The organism is Paenarthrobacter sp. PAE-2 (assembly GCF_026013155.1).
GTDB lineage: Bacteria > Actinomycetota > Actinomycetes > Actinomycetales > Micrococcaceae > Arthrobacter > Arthrobacter ureafaciens.
On record NZ_JAPDNV010000003.1, the window covers coordinates 107,943 to 126,820 of the forward strand.

At 63.9% G+C, this 18,878-nt stretch carries 16 protein-coding genes and 1 tRNA gene; 4 read left to right on the forward strand and 13 right to left on the reverse strand.

Features of this window, described 5'->3' with window-relative positions; translation table 11 throughout:
* Positions 1–41 precede the first annotated feature (41 nt).
* A complete protein-coding gene (locus OCL88_RS02650) occupies positions 42–788 on the forward strand; it encodes a hypothetical protein (RefSeq protein ID WP_264961529.1) in 747 nt (248 codons plus the stop codon).
* Between the two features lie 110 nt (positions 789–898).
* On the opposite strand, the gene OCL88_RS02655 is transcribed toward OCL88_RS02650, so the two are convergent.
* Positions 899–980: transfer RNA gene (locus OCL88_RS02655), tRNA-Leu, on the reverse strand.
* 188 nt (positions 981–1,168) lie between these two features.
* Between OCL88_RS02655 and OCL88_RS02660 the strand changes: the two genes are divergently transcribed.
* Positions 1,169–1,774 carry an ANTAR domain-containing response regulator gene (locus tag OCL88_RS02660; protein WP_021473049.1) on the forward strand — a complete coding sequence of 202 codons (606 nt, stop codon included), beginning with the start codon at positions 1,169–1,171 and terminating at the stop codon, positions 1,772–1,774.
* A gap of 42 nt (positions 1,775–1,816) precedes the next feature.
* The gene (locus OCL88_RS02665) at positions 1,817–1,939 is read left to right on the forward strand and encodes a hypothetical protein (RefSeq protein WP_264961530.1); all 123 of its coding nucleotides are present in this window, start codon (positions 1,817–1,819) and stop codon (positions 1,937–1,939) included.
* 56 nt (positions 1,940–1,995) lie between these two features.
* Here the strand turns inward: OCL88_RS02665 and pyk are convergent, their stop codons facing one another.
* The 11 genes from pyk to hisI all read right to left on the reverse strand — a co-directional run bounded on the left by pyk (position 1,996) and on the right by hisI (position 17,265).
* Entirely contained in the window at positions 1,996–3,486 is a 1,491-nt protein-coding gene (gene pyk, locus OCL88_RS02670; protein ID WP_031216728.1) for a pyruvate kinase, read from the reverse strand.
* Between the two features lie 55 nt (positions 3,487–3,541).
* Positions 3,542–4,999, reverse strand: a complete 1,458-nt coding sequence (locus OCL88_RS02675) for a glutamate synthase subunit beta (RefSeq protein WP_264961531.1) — start codon at positions 4,997–4,999, stop codon at positions 3,542–3,544.
* Positions 4,992–9,605, reverse strand: coding sequence for a glutamate synthase large subunit (gene gltB / locus OCL88_RS02680; RefSeq protein ID WP_264961532.1), 4,614 nt, complete (start codon positions 9,603–9,605; stop codon positions 4,992–4,994). Before gltB ends, OCL88_RS02675 begins: the two co-directional genes overlap by 8 nt.
* Before the next feature lie 265 nt (positions 9,606–9,870).
* The gene (lgt, locus tag OCL88_RS02685) at positions 9,871–11,049 is read right to left on the reverse strand and encodes a prolipoprotein diacylglyceryl transferase (protein WP_264961533.1); all 1,179 of its coding nucleotides are present in this window, start codon (positions 11,047–11,049) and stop codon (positions 9,871–9,873) included.
* A 20-nt stretch (positions 11,050–11,069) separates the two neighbouring features.
* Positions 11,070–11,882 carry a tryptophan synthase subunit alpha gene (trpA, locus tag OCL88_RS02690; protein ID WP_021473054.1) on the reverse strand — a complete coding sequence of 271 codons (813 nt, stop codon included), beginning with the start codon at positions 11,880–11,882 and terminating at the stop codon, positions 11,070–11,072.
* Positions 11,882–13,258: a tryptophan synthase subunit beta gene (gene trpB / locus OCL88_RS02695; protein WP_264961585.1), complete on the reverse strand. Its 1,377-nt coding sequence runs from the start codon at positions 13,256–13,258 to the stop codon at positions 11,882–11,884. Before trpB ends, trpA begins: the two co-directional genes overlap by 1 nt.
* Before the next feature lie 110 nt (positions 13,259–13,368).
* Positions 13,369–14,187: an indole-3-glycerol phosphate synthase TrpC gene (gene trpC, locus OCL88_RS02700; RefSeq protein ID WP_264961534.1), complete on the reverse strand. Its 819-nt coding sequence runs from the start codon at positions 14,185–14,187 to the stop codon at positions 13,369–13,371.
* Positions 14,188–14,189: 2 nt separating this feature from the next.
* Entirely contained in the window at positions 14,190–14,462 is a 273-nt protein-coding gene (locus OCL88_RS02705; RefSeq protein ID WP_021473057.1) for an HGxxPAAW family protein, read from the reverse strand.
* Between the two features lie 144 nt (positions 14,463–14,606).
* Positions 14,607–15,212: a Trp biosynthesis-associated membrane protein gene (locus OCL88_RS02710; RefSeq protein WP_264961535.1), complete on the reverse strand. Its 606-nt coding sequence runs from the start codon at positions 15,210–15,212 to the stop codon at positions 14,607–14,609.
* Positions 15,209–16,792, reverse strand: coding sequence for an anthranilate synthase component I (locus OCL88_RS02715; protein ID WP_264961536.1), 1,584 nt, complete (start codon positions 16,790–16,792; stop codon positions 15,209–15,211). Before OCL88_RS02715 ends, OCL88_RS02710 begins: the two co-directional genes overlap by 4 nt.
* 56 nt (positions 16,793–16,848) lie before the next feature.
* Positions 16,849–17,265: a phosphoribosyl-AMP cyclohydrolase gene (hisI, locus tag OCL88_RS02720; protein WP_264961537.1), complete on the reverse strand. Its 417-nt coding sequence runs from the start codon at positions 17,263–17,265 to the stop codon at positions 16,849–16,851.
* An 89-nt stretch (positions 17,266–17,354) separates the two neighbouring features.
* Between hisI and OCL88_RS02725 the strand changes: the two genes are divergently transcribed.
* Positions 17,355–17,999, forward strand: coding sequence for a TIGR03085 family metal-binding protein (locus OCL88_RS02725; protein WP_021473061.1), 645 nt, complete (start codon positions 17,355–17,357; stop codon positions 17,997–17,999).
* Positions 18,000–18,068: 69 nt separating this feature from the next.
* Here OCL88_RS02725 and hisF read toward each other — a convergent pair whose 3' ends face one another.
* A complete protein-coding gene (gene hisF / locus OCL88_RS02730; RefSeq protein ID WP_021473062.1) occupies positions 18,069–18,845 on the reverse strand; it encodes an imidazole glycerol phosphate synthase subunit HisF in 777 nt (258 codons plus the stop codon).
* Positions 18,846–18,878: the final 33 nt, after the last annotated feature.

Consider the following 18,878-nt stretch of genomic DNA (forward strand, 5'->3'; position numbering starts at 1 on the left):
GTATACAGGAGTCCAGGATCCAGCGGCTGAAGGTGGCCAGTATGCGGCAGCAAGGACGACGACAGTATCTCCTGTCGGTGTTGTTCGCCGCTCTGCTGTTGGTCCTGACATCGTGCAGCAAACCTGTTCAGGCCTTGGCGAATCTGAAGAGCAGCGCAGATGAAGCCGGAAGCCTCTTGAGCAGGGCGGCGGACCCTTCGGAGTTCAAAAGCCTGTCCACGAAGATTGATGACATGTTGAAAGACATCCCGGAAGGAACCTCGCTGAGTGCTTCCGAGAAGGCAACCGTTGATGCCGCCGCGCAGCGAGCAGCGGCCCTAAAACAGGTTGCTGCAATGTTGGGCGCCTCAGATGAGGTCATGGGTTTCATCAGCAAGGACGCGGTCGAACTTGTATCAGCTTCCCTGATGAGAACGCCCTCGCAAGCGTTCAGGCAGCACTTGGATGCCACAGCACGGCGGCTACTGAAAAGCACTACTTGCTCGCTGTACGCCGATGGAATGTCGGGGATTTCGAAGAGCTCATCTAGCCCACTGCCAGGGATCCCCTCCTCTGGCCCCTCCCAGCCCCCGACGCACAAGACTGTGTGGGAAGAGCTTCGGAGAGCCATAACGACGGCCAACTACCAACTGGATGCAGTCAACGAAGTAGTGGACCTTACCGGCCTCTCAAGTGAGCTCCTCGACACCGCCTCCGGCTATGTGAGCAAGGTCAAGAAGGTGATGACGGCTGCTGAGTGGGAAAGCTCCGGAGCCCTTCAGGTGTATTTGCGCCACTGCCTGCGGTAGCGAGCCGTCCCCCCGTTACATAGCCGCACTCTTGTTGTCGAGTATCCGCCGCCGTAATGGGGACGCTGTGCTGAGTGAGAGGGTCGTCATGAATTGTCTTTTTCATGCCGTGCCCGAGGTGGGACTCGAACCCACACACCTTTCGATACCGCATTTTGAGTGCGGCGCGTCTGCCAATTCCGCCACTCGGGCGCGGAGATACCGGGTTGAAAGCGGCTCCATTTCTGTGAGCAACGCGATCCGTTCCCAGCACGCGAAACTACTCTACATGCAGATAGGCTGTTTCAAAGAACCGGACGCGCCGCGTGCAACAAAACCTGCCCCGGATGCGCCCGCACTAAGATGGACATGAACCCGCCGAACCTTTGCAAGGAGATCCCGTGACAGAACAGACGGAGTCCGCACCCGCAGCCCAGCCGGCCCGACGCGTCGTCGTTGCCGAGGATGAGACCCTCATCCGACTGGACATTATCGAGATTTTGAAGGGCGAGGGTTACGACGTCGTCGGTGAGGCGGACAACGGCGAGAAAGCCGTGCAACTGGCCGAGGAACTGAAGCCGGATCTCGTCCTCATGGACGTCAAGATGCCCGTGATGGATGGCATCTCCGCAGCTGAGAAGATCGTTAAGGCCCGCATCGCTCCCGTGGTCCTCCTGACGGCTTTCAGCCAGAAGGAACTGGTGGAGCGCGCCCGCGACGCCGGCGCCATGGCGTACGTCGTGAAGCCCTTCACGCCGGCGGACCTGGTCCCTGCGATCGAGATCGCCCTTTCCCGCCACGAGGAAATCAAGGCCCTCGAGAACGAGGTCTCGGACCTGCAGGAACAGTTCGCCACCCGCAAGCTTGTGGAGCGCGCCAAGAGCCTCCTGACCACCAAGATGGGCCTCACCGAACCCGAGGCTTTCCGCTGGATCCAGAAGACCTCCATGGACCGCCGCCTCAGCATGCGCGAGGTTGCCGAGACCATCATCAACCAGGTCAACTAACGCCAGGAGAGGCGGCTTCCCATTCGGGAGGCCGCCTTTTGCGTGCCCAGAAACACGCACGACGACGGCCGCCGCCAAAGCGGCAACGTCACCACCCGCCGCCAAAGCAACAACGTCACCACCCGGCGTCAAAGCAACACAGCCACCTCCCGCCGTCGTGCTTAAACGCAAAACAGGACCCCGCCTCAAAGAGGCGGGGTCCTGCCAAGCCACTACGAAGGCTAGGCCTTGTTCTTGGTCTCGTCTTCAGGCCACGGTCCAACAGGTTCCTTGCGCGAACCGGAGACCTTGGAGGTGTCTGCGAGGTCGCCCACCTTGTGGACCTTGAGCGAGTTGGTGGAGCCGGCCTGTCCGGGAGGCGAACCGGCAGCGATGACCACCAGGTCCCCTTCGTCCACGAGCTTCATGTCCAGCAGGCTCTTGTCCACCTGGGCGGTCATCTCGTCGGTGTGGCCAACCATGGAGACCAGCACGGGACGGATACCCCAGGTGAGGGCCAACTGGTTCCAGACGTGCTCCACCGGCGTGAAGGCGAAGACGGGCTTCACCGGGCGCAGGCGGGAAAGACGACGTGCGGAGTCACCGGACTGCGTGAACGTACAGATGTACTTGGCGTCCAGCTGGTCGGCGATTTCGACGGCGGCACGAGTGATGGCGCCGCCGCGGGTGCGGGGCTTGGTGCCCAGCGGGGGGACGCGTTCCAGACCGTGTTCTTCGGTGGATTCGATGATCCGGGCCATGGTCTTGACGGTTTCGATCGGGTACTGACCCACTGACGTCTCACCGGAGAGCATCACTGCGTCGGCGCCGTCGAGCACTGCGTTGGCGCAGTCGGAAGCCTCGGCACGCGTCGGACGCGGGTTGTCGATCATGGACTCGAGGACCTGCGTGGCCACGATGACCGGCTTGGCCCAACGGCGGGCCAGTTCGATGGCGCGCTTCTGGACGATCGGCACCTCTTCGAGCGGAAGCTCAACGCCAAGGTCGCCACGGGCAACCATGATCGCGTCGAACGCATCGATGATCTCGTGGAGCTGGTCCACGGCCTGCGGCTTTTCGATCTTGGCGATGACCGGCACGCGGCGGCCTTCTTCGTCCATGATCTCGTGCACGCGCTTGATATCAGCAGCGTCACGCACGAAGGAGAGGGCAACCAGGTCGACGCCGCGCTTGAGCGCCCAGCGGAGGTCGTCCTCATCCTTCTCGCTCAAGGCGGGAACGTTCACGGCAACGCCGGGGAGGTTGATGCCCTTGTTGTTGGACACCTTGCCGCCCACGGTCACGGTGGCAACAACCTTGACGTCGTCCACCTCGATCGCGCGGAGCGCGACCTTGCCGTCGTCGATCAGCAGGGCGTCTCCCACGTTGACGTCCTCGGTGAGGCTCTTCAGCGTGGTGGAGCAGATGTCCTTGGTTCCCGGAACGTCCTCGGTGGTGATGGTGAAGGTGTCACCAACAGCCAACTCGTGCGGACCGTCCACGAAGCGGCCCAAGCGGATCTTGGGGCCCTGGAGGTCAGCCATGATCGCCACCGGCTTGCGCAGCTGCGAGGAAGCCTTGCGGACGTTCTCATAGGTGTTGTCGTGCACGGAGTAGTCGCCGTGGCTCATGTTCATACGCGCAACATCAACGCCGGCTTCCAGCACCGCGAGGGTGTTGTCGAAGCTGGAAATAGCCGGGCCGAATGTTGCCACAATTTTCGCGCGTCTCATATACCTACCCTAAGTAGTGTGCTGCTGATTGAGTAAAAGAAGGTTCCTTCCGGCGCTATAAGACCGCGATTGCCCGGTCTGTGGGGGCTACCGGCGCCGGCAGGATGGTGCTTCCCATGAGGAACTTATCTACGGCTGCCGCGCAAGCACGGCCTTCCGCGATGGCCCACACAATCAGAGACTGGCCACGCCCGGCATCGCCGGCAACAAACACGCCCTCGGTGTTCGTCATGTAGTAGCCATCGCGGGCAACGTTGCCACGACCGTCAAACTCTGCACTTACTTGTTCGGTGATACCGGCCGGTTCAGGGCCGGTGAAACCAAGGCTGAGGAACACGAGGTCCGCGGGGATGACCCGCTCGGTTCCGGCCTTGGGGAGACGATTGCCGTCAACGAATTCGGTCTCGGCAACCTTCACGCCCGTGAGCTTGCCGTTCTCGCCGACGAACTCAACGGTGGACGCCAGGTACGTGCGTTCGCCGCCTTCTTCGTGGGCGCTGGCCACCTCAAAGAGCGTGGGGAACGTAGGCCACGGCTGGTGTGCGGCACGCTCCGACGGCGGCTGCTTGCCGATTGCGAGCGTCGTCACCGATGCTGCCTGATGGCGGTGCGCGGTGCCGATGCAGTCGGCGCCGGTGTCGCCACCACCAAGGATCACCACGTGCTTGCCGCGGGCATCGATGTGATTCGCGGGGTTCTCCCCCGCCACCACACGGTTTGCCGGGACGAGGTAGTCCATGGCGAAGTGGACGCCGTCAAGGTCGCGGCCCGGGATGGGCAGGTCGCGGGGAACCGTGGCACCGGTAGCAACAACCACGGCGTCATATCGACGGCGGAGCTGCTCCCAGGTGACGTCGGTACCAACGGCCACCCCGGTACGGAAACGGGTGCCTTCGGCCTTCATCTGCTCCAGGCGGCGGTCAACCTGTTCCTTCTCCATTTTGAAGTCGGGGATGCCGTAGCGGAGCAGGCCGCCGATCTTGTCGTCGCGCTCATACACGGCAACGGTGTGGCCAACGCGGGTCAGCTGCTGGGCAGCGGCCAGGCCCGCGGGGCCGGAACCAACGACGGCGACCGTCTTGCCGGTGAGGCGGGTGGGCGGAAGCGGGTGAACCCAGTCGTTGTCGAAAGCCTCATCAATGATGGAGACCTCCACCTGCTTGATGGTGACAGCCGGCTGGTTGATGCCAAGCACGCAGGACGCTTCACACGGTGCAGGGCACAGGCGGCCCGTGAACTCGGGGAAGTTGTTCGTGGCATGGAGGCGCTCGATCGCTTCTTCACCCTTGTCCCGCCACATGAGGTCGTTCCACTCGGGGATGAGGTTCCCCAGCGGGCAGCCTTGGTGGCAGAAAGGAATGCCGCAGTCCATGCACCGGCCGGCCTGGCTCTTCAGGACGCCCTTTTCCTGGGCTTCGTACACTTCCTTCCAGTCCATGATGCGGACGGGAACGGGACGGCGTGGCTGCGTTTCGCGCTGCCGGACTTTCAGAAATCCGCGTGGATCAGCCACCGGTTACCTCCAGGATTCGAGACCATACTTCTTCGCCGTCGGGGTCGAGGCCTTCTTCGATGGCGTTGAGTCGGGTTTGCAGCACTGCAGCGTAATCGCGCGGCAGTACCTTGGTGATGCGGGCGGCGGTGTCGTCGAAGTTTTCGAGCAGACGGCCGGCCAGGACGGATTCGGTCTCCTCAAGGTGCTTGGTGAGGAGGCCGTGCACGATGTCGCGGTCTTCGGCATCCAGCTCCATGAGTTGGAGTTCGCCGGAGTCGAGGGCATCCTTGTTGACGCGCTCGGGCTGCAGGTCCAGCACGTAGGCGGTACCGCCGGACATCCCGGCACCAAAGTTGCGGCCGGTGCGTCCGATGATCAGCGTCTGGCCACCGGTCATGTACTCGCAACCGTGGTCGCCAATACCTTCGACGACGGCTGTCGCGCCGGAGTTGCGGACCAGGAAGCGTTCGCCCACCTGGCCGCGGAGGAACATCTCGCCGCTGGTGGCACCGTAGCCGATGACGTTGCCGGCAATGACGTTCCGCTCTGCCTGGAACACGTTGGTGCGGTCGGGGCGGACGATGATGCGACCACCGGACAGGCCCTTGCCAACGTAGTCATTGGAATCGCCGAACATGCGCAGGGTGATACCGGCCGGAAGGAACGCGCCAAGGGACTGCCCGGCGGTGCCGTTGAGGGTGACGTCGATCGTGTCGGTAGCCAGGAGGTCCGTACCGAAGGTCTTGGTCACCACGTGGCCCAGCATCGTGCCCACGGAACGGTCCGTGTTGATGACGTCCAGGGTGATCTTCACGGGCATGCGGTCGCTCAGGGCTTCCTGTGCCATGGTGATCAGCCGCTGGTCGAAGTGCTTGTCCAGCTCGTGGTTCTGGCCCACCATGTTGCGCAGCGGCACGTCGTCGTCGAACTCGAGGCCGTGCAGGATCGGATCGAGATCCAGTCCGTCTGCCTTCCAGTGATCGATCGCGTCGCGGGTATCCAGGACCTCGGAGTGGCCGATCGCCTCTTCGAGGCTGCGGAAGCCGAGCTCAGCCAGGATTTCGCGGACTTCTTCTGCGAGGAACTCGAAGAAGTTGACCACGAACTCGGGCTTGCCGTTGAACCGCGCACGGAGCTCGGGGTTCTGCGTGGCAACACCCACGGGACAGGTGTCCAGGTGGCAGACGCGCATCATGATGCAGCCTTCAACCACCAGCGGAGCGGTGGCAAAGCCGAACTCCTCACCGCCCAGCAGTGCAGCGATCACAACATCGCGGCCGGTCTTAAGCTGGCCGTCCACCTGGACCACAACACGGTCGCGGAGGCCGTTGAGCATCAGGGTCTGCTGGGTCTCAGCGAGGCCGAGTTCCCACGGCACACCCGCATGCTTGAGCGAGTTCAGCGGCGAGGCGCCGGTACCGCCGTCGTGCCCTGAAACCAGCACGACGTCGGCCTTCGCCTTGGTGACGCCCGACGCCACAGTGCCGATCCCGACTTCCGAAACAAGCTTCACATGTACCCGGGCCGAAGGGTTGGCGCGCTTGGCATCGTAGATGAGCTGCGCGAGGTCTTCGATCGAGTAGATGTCGTGGTGCGGGGGCGGGGAGATGAGTCCCACGCCAGGCGTGGAGTGGCGGGTCCGGGCCACCCACGGGTACACCTTTTGTGCCATCAGCTGGCCGCCTTCACCGGGCTTCGCGCCCTGCGCCATCTTGATCTGGATGTCGTCGGCGTTGGTCAGGTAGAGGCTGGTCACGCCAAAACGGCCGGACGCAATCTGCTTGATGGCAGAGCGGCGCTCCGGGTCAAGCAGGCGTTCGACGTCCTCGCCGCCTTCGCCCGTGTTGGACTTGGCGCCCAGGCGGTTCATGGCGATCGCCAGTGTCTCATGCGCTTCCTTGGAGATGGAGCCGTAGCTCATGGCACCCGTGGAGAAACGCTTGACGATGCTGGAGACGGGCTCCACTTCCTCGAGCGGAACCGAAGGACGGACGCCGGCCTTGAACTTCAGCAGGCCGCGCAACGTCATCAGGTTCTCGGACTGGTCGTCAACACCCTTGGTGTAGGACTTGAAGATGTCGTACCGGCGTTCGCGGGTGGCGTGCTGCAGCCGGAACACCGTCTCCGGGTTGAAGAGGTGCGGTTCGCCGTCGCGGCGCCACTGGTACTCGCCACCGCCCAGGAGTGGACGGTGCGGCTGTTCGATGCCGCCGTCGGGGTAGGCCATCTGGTGCCGTGCGGAAACTTCCGCGGCGATGACATCCAAGCCGACGCCTCCCAGTTGGGAGTGGGTGCCGGAGAAGAATTCGTCCACGAGTTCCTGGGACAGGCCCAGTGCCTCGAAGGTCTGGGCGCCGGTGTAGGAAGCCACCGTGGAAATGCCCATCTTGGACATGATCTTCAAGACACCCTTGCCGAGGCCCTTGATGAGGTTGTAGACGCCATCTTCTGGCGTCACTCCCACAACGTCGCCGTTGGCGATCAGCTGTTCCACCGACTCCATGGCAAGGTACGGGTTCACGGCGGAGGCGCCGTAACCGATCAGCACTGCCACGTGGTGGGTCTCGCGGACGTCGCCGGCTTCCACCACGAGCGCCGTCTTGGTGCGGTTGGCGCTGCGGAGCAGGTGGTGGTGGACGGCGCTGACCAGCAGGAGCGACGGGATGGGGGCCCACTGGGCGTTCGAGTCGCGGTCTGAGAGCACGATGTACTGGACGCCGCGGTTGATGGCACCGGAAACCTGTTCGCAGATCTCGGTCAGCCGGGCACGCAGCGCAGCTTCTCCACCTTCGGGGCGGTAGAGGCCGCGTACCTTCATGGCGATGCGGTCGCCGTCGGGGTTTTCGATGTTCGCGATCTTCGCCAGCTGATCGTTGTTGATCACCGGGAACGGCAGGGAGATCTGCGGCTGGCGGACCTGCTTGCCGTCCAGGAGGTTGCCGTTCGGGCCGATGGCACACTTCAGCGAGGTCACGAGTTCCTCGCGGATGGCATCCAGCGGCGGGTTGGTCACCTGGGCGAACGACTGCACAAAGTAGTCGAACAGCAGGCGGGGGCGCTTGGACAGCACAGCAACCGGGGTATCCGATCCCATGGCGCCGAGGGGTTCGGCGCCGGTGCGGGCCATGGGCCCGAGCAGGATCTTGAGCTCTTCGGTGGTGTAGCCGAAGGTCCGCTGGCGGATGTTGACCGAAGCTGCGGTGTGCAGGACGTGCTCACGTTCGGGGAGCTCGTTGATGTCGATCAGGTTGTCCTTGAGCCACTCGGCCCACGGGTTCGCAGCTGCTACCTCTGCCTTGACCTCGGAGTCATCGATGATGCGGCCGGCTTCGGTGTCCACCAGGAACATCTTGCCGGGCGCAACGCGGCCCTTCTTCACAACGTTGGAGGGCTCGACTTCAATAACGCCCACCTCGGATGCGAAGACAACAAGGCCGTCTTCGGTGATCCAGTAGCGGCCCGGACGCAGGCCGTTGCGGTCCAGGGTGGCGCCGACGAGGTTGCCGTCCGTGAAGGACACTGCAGCAGGACCGTCCCACGGTTCCATCAGCAGGGAGTGGTATTCGTAGAACGCGCGGCGTGCCGGATCCATGGTTGCGTGATTCTCCCACGCCTCCGGGATCATCATCATGATCGAGTGCGTAATGGGGCGGCCGGAGAGCCAGAGCAGTTCGGCCACCTCGTCGAAGGATGCCGAGTCCGAGGCACCGGGGGTGCAGATCGGGTACAGCTCTTCAGGGGTGTCGCCCAGCAGCGGGCTGGCCAGCTGCGACTGGCGGGCACGCATCCAGTTGCGGTTGCCCTTGACCGTGTTGATTTCGCCGTTGTGGGCAATGGTGCGGAACGGCTGCGCCAAGGGCCATGACGGGAACGTGTTGGTGGAGAAGCGCGAGTGGACGATCGCAAGCTTCGTCTTGAAACGCTTGTCCGAAAGATCGGGGTAGAACGGCTCGAGCTGCGCCGTGGTCAGCATGCCCTTGTAAACGATGGTCCGCGAGGAGAGCGACGGGAAGTAGACGCCGAACTTGTTCTGCGCGCGCTTGCGGATCCGCCAGGCACGGGAGTCCAGCTCATTGCGCTCCAGCTGCTCGCCGGTAGCAGAGGCCAGGAAGGGCTGGGAGAAGTACGGCATGCATGCCCGTGCCATGGCACCGACCAGGTCGGCGACCACAGGCACTTCGCGCCAGCCGAGGACCTTCAGGCCCTCATCGGCGGCCAGTGCTTCGATGCCGGCCTTGGCCGTAGCAGCTTCACGTGACTCGGCAGGAAGGAACGCGGTACCGACGACATACTGGCCGGGCGCCGGGAGTTCGAATTCAGCCACTGCACGGAAGAACTCGTCGGGGATCTGCATGAGCAGGCCCGCGCCGTCACCGGTTCCCTCGTCGGCGCCAACAGCACCGCGGTGTTCGAGATTGCGGAGCGCGGTCAGGGCCGCTTCCACGATGTCGTATCCCGGTTCCCCGCGGAGCGTGGCAATAATGGCCAGGCCGCAGGCGTCCTTCTCCGCATCAGGGTTGTAGAGACCCTGCGCCTCCGGCAGCGCAGCGAAGCGCTTGAACGGAGACATGGCACCCTGGGGTTCGATTTCTTCGGACCAACCGGGGTTATGAAGATGGGTCATGGGAGACGTCCTTCCTCGAGATCGTGCGTATGGAAGGGACAACGTTGGCCCCACCTTGCAGGCCCTTGTGATGGGCACAACAAAGCGCTAGTTAATGGAAATTGTAGGCCAGCCAGTCAACTCAGCTGAACAGCTGCGCAGACCACTGGCCCCGGCAAGACCGGTGAACATCGGTGTGTTTTGCGATCCGGGTTCCGGGGTGCCACGACGCTGTGGACTGGGCCCTACGAGCGGTGACTCTGTTGCCCCTTTTTGCCGGACGCGACTACTTGGTGACGTCACCTTCCGGCGAAGATCCGGGGGCCTTCCTCGCGGCAGTACCAGCAGATTCCGATTCCGTCGTGGCCTGGGTGCCTCGGCCGGAATCCCCTGCTGCTTCCTGCGGCTGGTCAACGTGGCCCGGATCGCTTTGGTTATCTGGGAGATTATCACGGGAACCACTATCTGAGACAGATCGGTCCGCATCATGACTCGTGACGCTCGTCACCGTCGAGGCAGCCCCGGCGGACCGGGTGGAAGCTTCGGGAGTAGCCTCCGGGGACGGCTCCTTGCCCGGCAGATAGGGGCTGTCAGGCACGGGGCGCCTTCCCCTGCCCAGCAGTAGGAAGATCACCAGCGCCGCAAGGAACACGAAAATACTGGTCCATACGTTAAGCCGGGTGGTGATACCGAAGAGGCTGATCTGCTCGGCATCGTCTATCCTCAGCGCCTCGATCCATACGCGGCCCACGGTGTAGTACATCGCGTAGAGCCAGAACAGGCGTCCCTTCCGGAAGTTGAACCTGCGGTCAAGGAGCAACAGGATGCCGACGCCTGCGAGGTTCCACAGGAACTCATAGAGGAACGTGGGGTGGAAGAGGGTATCGGCAGCCATGCCGGCCGGGAAGTTCGCGTTGGCCGGATCAATCTGCAGCCCCCAGGGAAGCGTCGTCGGGGCGCCGAACAGTTCCTGGTTGAACCAGTTGCCCCAGCGGCCGATCGCCTGCGCCAGCAGGAGTCCCGGAGCTGCCGCGTCCAGGAAGGCGGTCAGCTTGACCCCTGCCCGCCGGCAGCCAATCCAGGCTCCTACGGCACCCAAGAGCACCGCACCCCAGATGCCCAAGCCGCCGCGCTGTATTTGCGGGATCAGGGACAAGTCACCTGTGCCGTCGAATCCCGGGCCGAAGTAGGCGTCCGGTGACGAGAACACGTGGTAGAGCCGGCCGCCGATGATTCCCAGGGGAATCGCCCAGATGGCAATATCCCACAAGCTGCCCTCCGGAGTGCCGCGACGCTTCCAGCGGACCGAGGTGAGCCACAGGCCAACGATGATCCCGGCAAGGATGCACAAGGCGTAGGCGTGGATGCGCAACGTCCCCCACGGGAGCGGAATGTCGAATCCGGACCACGATGGGCTTGGGATGCTCATCGGGACCATGGCCGCTGCGTGGAGGACGTTGTGCATGTGCGTCGCTGTTCCTTTTCCTAGGCGTCTGCAGCTGCGCGGCCCAGGCCGGCGCTGAGGTTCTTGGTGAGTTGCCCGACGGCGTCCACGCCGCCATCGCGCAGGGCCGCCACCAGGGCGGTGCCGACGATCACGCCATCGGCATACGCGGCAATCTCGCGGACGTGGTCAGGGTTGGAAACACCCAGGCCCACGCAGACACGCTCGGCCCCCGCCGCGTGCGCCCGGGCCACGACGTCCTCGGCGCTGCTGCTGACCGACTGGCGGGCACCCGTGACACCCATGATGGAGACGCCGTAGACGAATCCGCGGCTGGCCTTGACTGTCATGTCCAGGCGCTCGGGAGTGGAGGACGGTGCTACCAGGAACACGCGGTCCAGGCCGTACTTGTCCGAGGCTTCGAACCATTCAGCGGCTTCGTCGGGGATGAGGTCCGGGGTAATGAGGCCTGCTCCCCCGGCTTCTGCCAGGCGGCGGGAGAACTCGTCCACGCCCATGCGCATCACGGGGTTCCAGTAGGTCATCACCAGGACGGCGGCATCCGTTGCCGCCGTAATGCCGGCAACGACGTCAAACACGTGGGAAACCCGGAAACCGTTGTTGATGGCTTCGGTAGTGGCTGCCTGGATGACGGGGCCGTCCATGACGGGATCGGAGTAAGGGATGCCGATCTCGATCAGGTCAGCGCCGTTGCGGGCCAGCGCAATACCGGCGTCGATGCTGGCTTGGACCGTGGGGTAGCCGGCCGGCAAGTACCCGATGAGGGCGGCACGCCCCTCGGACTTGGCACGGTCGATCGCCGCAGCGGACTTGCTCTGGAATTGCTCGGTCATCAGTTCTGGTCCTCGTTGACATCCACGGCAGCTTCGGAGGTGTGCTCCGTGGGCCCCTTGGGCTTGCGGGTGGACAGTGTGGTGCCCTTGACGTGGCCTTCCTCATCGAGCATGTTGAACCATGCCGCAGCGGTCTCCACGTCCTTGTCACCGCGTCCGGAGAGGTTGACGATGATGGTCACCTCGGCCGGGTTCTCCTTACCTGCAGTGAGTCGCTGCCCCACCTTAATGGCCCCGGCGAGGGCATGCGAGGACTCGATCGCGGGAATAATGCCTTCGGTCCGGCAGAGCAGGCTGAACGCATCCATGGCTTCCGTGTCCGTAATGGGCTCGTAGGTCACCCGGCCGATGTCGGCAAGGTAGGAGTGTTCGGGTCCGACACTCGGGTAGTCCAGGCCGGCGGAGATCGAGTGCGACTCCACCGTCTGTCCGTCCTCGTCCTGCATGAGGTAGGAACGGGCACCGTGCAGCACACCCGGACGTCCCAGCGAAATAGCTGCAGCGTGGCGTCCAGTTTCCAGGCCTTCGCCTCCGGCCTCGAAACCGTAGATTTTCACGGAAGCGTCGTCCAGGAAACTGTGGAACAGGCCGATCGCGTTCGAGCCGCCGCCGATGCAGGCGCAGATGGCGTCCGGGAGTTTGCCGGTCTGTTCGAGGATCTGGGCGCGGGCTTCCTCGCCGATCACTTCATGGAAGAAGCGGACCATCGCGGGGAACGGGTGGGCCCCTGCCGCAGTACCCAGCAGGTAGTGGGTGTTGTCCACGTTGGCGACCCAGTCACGCAGGGCGTCGTTGATGGCGTCCTTCAGCGTCTGGGAACCATTGGTGACCGGCACCACGGTTGCTCCAAGGAGCTGCATCCGGGCCACGTTGAGGGCCTGGCGGCGGCAGTCCTCGGCGCCCATGTACACCACGCACTCCAAGCCCAGCAGGGCTGCGGCAGTCGCGCTGGCGACGCCATGCTGGCCGGCGCCTGTCTCGGCGATGACGCGGGTCTTGCCCATGCGCTTGGCAAGGAGGGCCTGGCCCAAGACATTGTTGATCTTGTGCGATCCGGTGTGGTTGAGGTCCTCGCGCTTGAGGAAGATCCTGGCGCCCCCGGCATGCTGGGAGAAACGCTTGGCTTCGGTCAAAAGCGACGGACGGCCGGAGTAGTTCTTGTTGAGGTCCTTCAGTTCGGCAAGGAAATCAGGATCGGCCTTGGCTTTCTCGAACGTGTCCTGGACCTCGTCCAGGGCAGCGATGAGCGATTCAGGCATCCAGCGGCCGCCGTACTTGCCGAAGTACGGGCCAGCAGCGTTGCGCAGCGAAACGCCACCTTGCAGGAATGCGTCGGCCGCATTCTCTTCCGAGTTGGCTGTTGGCGCGTCCACCATCAGTCTCACCGTCCTGTTCCAGTTAGTTCAATGGGTTTTCACGTGCCACAAGGCAGCCTCGGACCACGGTCCGGGCTGCCTCGTAGCTAACGCCTTGCTTCAGGTGCGTCTCAGTTCCTGACAGCGATGGCGGCAGCTCCAGCTGCTTTGAATTCGTTGATGCGTTCCCGCGGCGTGGCATCGCTGACCAACGCTTCACCCACGAGGATGGCGTTGGCACCGCTCGCGGCGTAGTGCGAAACGTCATCGGCACTGCGCACGCCCGACTCGGCGACAATGACCGCCTCAGCCGGAATAAGACCGGCGAGCGAGGCGAAAAGGGAGCGGTCGACGTCGAGCGTTTTCAGGTTGCGGACGTTGACGCCAATGATGCGGGCATTGGCCGCCACGGCGCGTTCAATTTCCTGCTCGGTGTGGGTTTCCACCAGGACGTTCATGCCAAGTTCCCGGCTGAGTGCGCTGTAGTCCGCCAGTTGGGCGTCGGACAACGCGGCGACGATCAGCAGGATGAGGTCGGCGCCGTGGGCCCGGGCTTCCCAGATCTGGTACTCGTCAACCGTGAAGTCCTTGCGGAGCAGGGGGATGTCCACGGTGGCGCGAACGGCATCCAGGTCGGCCAGCGATCCGCCGAATCGGCGCTGCTCCGTCAGCACGCTGATGACGGACGCACCGCCGTCTTCGTACTGCGCGGCGAGGGATGCCGGATCCTCGATCGGTGCAAGGTCACCCTTGGAGGGGCTGCGCCGCTTGATCTCCGCGATGACCTTCAGGTCTTCGCGCGTGGTGGAGGGTCCGCCGAGCGCTGCCCAAGCATCACGTGCCGGGGCGGCTGCCGCTGCGCGGTCCTTCAGCTCAAGGGGAGAAACAAGCCGCCGACGGGCCTCCATGTCCTCCTTGACGCCGACGATGATGTCGTCAAGAACGGTCACGATTAGTGGCCGTTGTTCTGCAGCTTGCTGCCACCCACTCCGTAGCCGGCCTTGCGCATGGCCCAACCAACAATCAGGCCGATGACCATGACTGCGATGCCGCCGATGAAGATGGGCGTGCTGGCAATCACGAAAGCGATGGAGGCAACGAGGGCGCCGACCAGCATCACAATCACGCAGGTCCAGGCAGCCGGGCTGTTTCCGTGGCCGATGGCGTCAGCGTGGCTGGCCATGGCGGACTCGGCTTGGTTGGCGGACACTGTGGTTTTGCTCATGTGGAATCTCCTCGGGATGAATACTGCTTACATTCTGCCATTTATTGGCGGTGGCCGGGACATCGACCGACGTCAGGGCGAGTGCCGGCCCCTTTTGTTGCGGAAGTTGATGTTCGACGGCGGCCCCCGCGCCGGACACGCCGCTTACGTGGGGTCTTCCCCGCGGGAAAGACTGTCCCAACTGTCGATCTCATCGACCGGACCGGTGCCGCGCTCCCCTGCGCTGCCGGCGGCGTCGTACTTGGTCCTGGTCTTCCAGTGGCGCCCGGCCAACGGGAGCCACACGGCACAGCCTGCCAGGAGTGCGGCCGCAGCAACAGCAAGCACAGGAAACACCGTGGTACTTACTCCGGCCTGCCCGCCGGAGACCCCGGTTGCTGCAGCGATGGAACCTTGCGCGGCACCCAACGGATCACCGAGGACCGTTCCGGCAGCCAGGATGGTACCGACGGCCGACAACCCGATGATCACCGCAATGATCCACCGGGCAATCCTGCCGGCGATGGACGCCGCTAGGGCACCGGCCAAGGCTACGAGCGCCAGGGCTGTTACTGCGGTGGCGGCCTTGTTGCCGGGTACTTGGAGGTTGCTGTTGGACACGGCAGCCGGGTCCAAGCGGACCTCGATCCACGTCTGCGTAGTAGTGCCGAAGACCGCGAAGGCCAGAATCACGGTGGCCAGGACTACGGTAGATTTCCGGGTCCACCGCCGCTCAACGCCGGTGGTCTTGTCTTGCGCCTTTGCGGTCACGGTGCAGGAGTTCCGTCCTCGTCGGCTCCGGCCTCGCCCACGCCGTCAGCAGCGATGTTGTGCAGCGAACCGGCGGTGTGGACCGCGCGCAGGGGTGCTGCCGCCTTGTTAACGGTTTCCAAGGCCTCGGACGGCTTGTGCGAATCGGCCACGATGCCTCCGCCGGCCTGCACGTAGGCCCGGCCTTCGCGCAGCAGGGCAGAGCGAATGGCAATGGCCATATCCATGTCGCCGGCGAAGTCGAGGTAGCCCACCACCCCGCCGTAGATTCCGCGACGGTGTGGTTCAAGCTCGTCCAGGAGGCGCAAAGCACGGGGCTTGGGGGCACCGGAGAGGGTCCCCGCGGGGAAGGTCGCCTTGAGGACGTCATACGCCTTGGCGTCGGGAGCCAGCTCCCCCACCACGGTGGAGACCAAGTGCATGATGTGGCTGAAGCGCTCCACCTCCATGAACTGGGTGACATCCACGGTTCCGGCCACGCACACCTTGGAGAGGTCGTTCCTTGAGAGGTCCACCAGCATCAGGTGCTCAGCGCGTTCCTTTTGGTCAGCCAGCAGCTCCGTGGCAAGGGCCTTGTCAGCTTCCACGGTCTTGCCCCGGGGACGCGAACCTGCAATCGGATGGGTGATGACTTCACCGCCGGTCACGGTGACCAGCGCCTCCGGGGACGAACCCACAATTGAGTACTCCCGGCCGTCGGCATCGGCGAGGCTGAAAATGTACATGTACGGGCTCGGGTTGGTATTGCGCAGGACCCTGTAGACATCCAGGGGATCAGCGGCGCATTCCATTTCGAACCGGCGCGAGATGACCACCTGGAAGACTTCACCATCAACAATGGCTTCCTTGCCGCGGTCAATGGCTTCCAAGTACTGGTTCTCGTCCCAGCGCTCCTGCACACTGGAAGCGAAGTCCAAGGCGGCGCTTTCCAGCACGGAGACCGGCTGGGCGACGGGCGTGCTGATCTGCTCCAGCAACGCCTTGACCCGCGCCACGGCGTCATGCCATGCCTCGTCCACGCGCTCGGAGCTGTTGTCGAAGTTGATCGCATTGGCAATGAGCAGGACCGTGCCGTCCACGTTGTCATGCACGGCCATGTCCGTCACGAGGTTCAGGGCCATCTCCGGCAACTGCAGATCGTCCTCGGGCGGGGAGGTCAGACGCTCCCAGTGGCGCACTGTTTCCCAGCCGAGGAAGCCCACCAGGCCGGACGTGAAGGGAGGCAGGCCTTCAAAACGGTCGGTTTGCAGTGCCGCGACGGTGTCGCGGACGGCTTCCACGGGGTTGCCGGACGTCGGGACACCCACCGGCGGCTGGCCAATCCAGTGCGCGTTTCCGTCTTTGGTGGTCAGGGTGGCGCGGGACTTGGCGCCAATGAAGGAGTAACGGGACCATGAGCCGCCGACGGCAGCGGACTCCATCAGGAAGGTGCCGGGTTGGCCCTGCGCCAGCTTCCGGTAGAGGCCGATGGGTGTCTCGGCGTCGGCCAGTACTTTGAGTCGAACGGGGATGACACGGCTGTGGGCGGCGAGTTTCCGGAACTCTTCCAGGCCCGGGCTGATGATTCCAAGGTCCTGCATGGCTATATCTTTCCGCCTTTGTGTGAGGTGGTGCGTCAGTGGTTAAGGATGGGGCCCTAGTCACGGTTGCCGGCGACGACGGCCAGCTCGCGTCCGTCGAAGCAGGTCCGGGTTCCCGTGTGGCAGGCAGCGCCCACTTGGTCCACCCGGACCAGAAGGGCATCGCCGTCGCAGTCAAGGGCGACGGACTTCACGAACTGGACATGCCCGGAAGTGTCGCCCTTGCGCCAGTACTCCTGGCGTGAGCGGGAGTAGAAAGTGACACGACCGGTGGTCATCGTGCGCCGAAGAGCTTCGTCATCCATCCAGCCCAGCATGAGGACCTCGTTGGTGTCATGCTGCTGGACGATGGCGGCTACAAGGCCTGCAGGATCGCGCTTGAGCGCGCTGGAAATCTCCTGCGGCAGGGTTGCGGCGGGGTCGCTCGCTGCCTCCGCGGCGGGAGTTGGGCTGGGGGTGGACTGCTCAGACATCAGATCAAGTCTAGTGCCTTTGCCGGGGCCCGGTTCCTGCGGCGGTTCCTCTGCGCAACAGCGGCTCGATCGTGCTAGTTTCACAAGTGATGCATTTCGTCGATCCTTCCCGAGAAGTACTGGCCGAAACCTTGCTGGCGGCCGGACCTGACTCCCCCACGCTCTGTGAAGGGTGGCTGACGCGCGATCTTGCCGCCCACTTGTACCTGCGTGAACGTAAAGCATCCGTGGGCATCGGGCTGTTGATCCCAAGCCTGGGAAAGGCCTCGGACAAGGCGACCGCCAAGCTGGCTTCCAAGCTGAAGACTGCCGAGGACTACGCCAAGCTGGTCAAGGCGTTCCGGGCAGGCCCGCCGGCCCTTTCGCCGCTGAGGATCAAAGCCCTGGACGAGACCTCCAACCTCATTGAATACTTCGTGCACACCGAGGACATCCGCAGGGCCGGTGACCGCTGGGCGCCCCGCGCCTTGGACGAAGCCTATTCGGACGCCCTCTGGGACGATCTCATCAAGCGGGCAGCTTTCCTTTACCGCGGAGTCGATCTTGGCATCGTGCTCGTGCGGCCCACGGGGCCCCGCCACGTGGCCAAGCGGGCACCCGTATCGGTGGCAATCGTCGGAGAGCCGGGCGAACTGATCATGCACGCCCACGGCCGGACCAACCAGGCGTTGGTCACGTTCGAAGGCCAGCCGGACGCCGTCGCGCTTTTGCAGTCGGCCGACATCGGACTTTAGGGCAAACCCACAACAACAACGAAAGGGCCACCTGCAGGTGGCCCTTTCGTTGTTGTGAACGCTATGTCGTTACCGTACCTCGAAGCCGGCCTGCGCGATCGCTGCCTTGACTTGGGCAATCATGTCGTCCGGTCCAAAGTGGAACACGGAGGCAGCCAGCACGGCATCGGCTCCTGCTTCCACAGCGGGCGGGAAGTGCTGCGGCTCCCCCGCACCGCCGGAGGCGATGATCGGAATGTTCACGGCTGCCCGGACCAGGCGGATGAGTTCAAGGTCGAATCCGTCTTTGGTTCCGTCAGCGTCGATCGAATTCAGCAGGATTTCGCCGACGCCACGGTCCGCGGCTTCCTTCGCCCAGGCAATGGCGTCGATCCCGGTGCCCTTGCGGCCGCCGTGGGTAGTGACTTCAAAGCCCGACGACGTCGGGGCGTCACCTTCGCGGGTGCGGCGCGCATCCACGGACAGCACCAGGACCTGGGAGCCGAAGTGGCGGGTGATTTCGTCGATGACCTCCGGCCGGGCGACGGCTGCGGTGTTGATCGAGGCCTTGTCGGCACCAAAGCGGAGCAACTTGTCCACCTCGGCAACGCCACGGACGCCGCCTCCGACGGTGAGCGGAATAAAGACTTCCTCGGCCGTCCGGCGGACAACATCGAAGGTTGTCTCGCGGTTGCCGGACGACGCCGTGACGTCCAGGAACGTCAGTTCGTCGGCGCCTCCGTTGTCGTAACGGTGCGCCAGTTCCACCGGGTCCCCCGCGTCCCGGAGGCCCTCGAAGTTGACGCCCTTGACTACGCGGCCTGCATCAACGTCCAGGCAGGGAATAACGCGTACGGCTACAGCCATGTGCTGATCCTCAATTCTGCGGTTCTGCTGATC

Excerpts from the sequence above, each read along its gene's own strand:
- OCL88_RS02650 (WP_264961529.1), top strand. The coding sequence starts at position 42 with ATGCGGCAGCAAGGACGACGACAGTATCTCCTGTCGGTGTTGTTCGCC.
- pyk (WP_031216728.1), bottom strand. The coding sequence starts at position 3,486 with ATGAGACGCGCGAAAATTGTGGCAACATTCGGCCCGGCTATTTCCAGC.
- gltB (WP_264961532.1), bottom strand. The coding sequence starts at position 9,605 with ATGACCCATCTTCATAACCCCGGTTGGTCCGAAGAAATCGAACCCCAG.
- lgt (WP_264961533.1), bottom strand. The coding sequence starts at position 11,049 with ATGCACAACGTCCTCCACGCAGCGGCCATGGTCCCGATGAGCATCCCA.
- trpA (WP_021473054.1), bottom strand. The coding sequence starts at position 11,882 with ATGACCGAGCAATTCCAGAGCAAGTCCGCTGCGGCGATCGACCGTGCC.
- trpB (WP_264961585.1), bottom strand. The coding sequence starts at position 13,258 with ATGGTGGACGCGCCAACAGCCAACTCGGAAGAGAATGCGGCCGACGCA.
- OCL88_RS02705 (WP_021473057.1), bottom strand. The coding sequence starts at position 14,462 with ATGAGCAAAACCACAGTGTCCGCCAACCAAGCCGAGTCCGCCATGGCC.
- OCL88_RS02715 (WP_264961536.1), bottom strand. The coding sequence starts at position 16,792 with ATGCAGGACCTTGGAATCATCAGCCCGGGCCTGGAAGAGTTCCGGAAA.
- hisI (WP_264961537.1), bottom strand. The coding sequence starts at position 17,265 with ATGTCTGAGCAGTCCACCCCCAGCCCAACTCCCGCCGCGGAGGCAGCG.
- OCL88_RS02725 (WP_021473061.1), top strand. The coding sequence starts at position 17,355 with ATGCATTTCGTCGATCCTTCCCGAGAAGTACTGGCCGAAACCTTGCTG.
- hisF (WP_021473062.1), bottom strand. The coding sequence starts at position 18,845 with ATGGCTGTAGCCGTACGCGTTATTCCCTGCCTGGACGTTGATGCAGGC.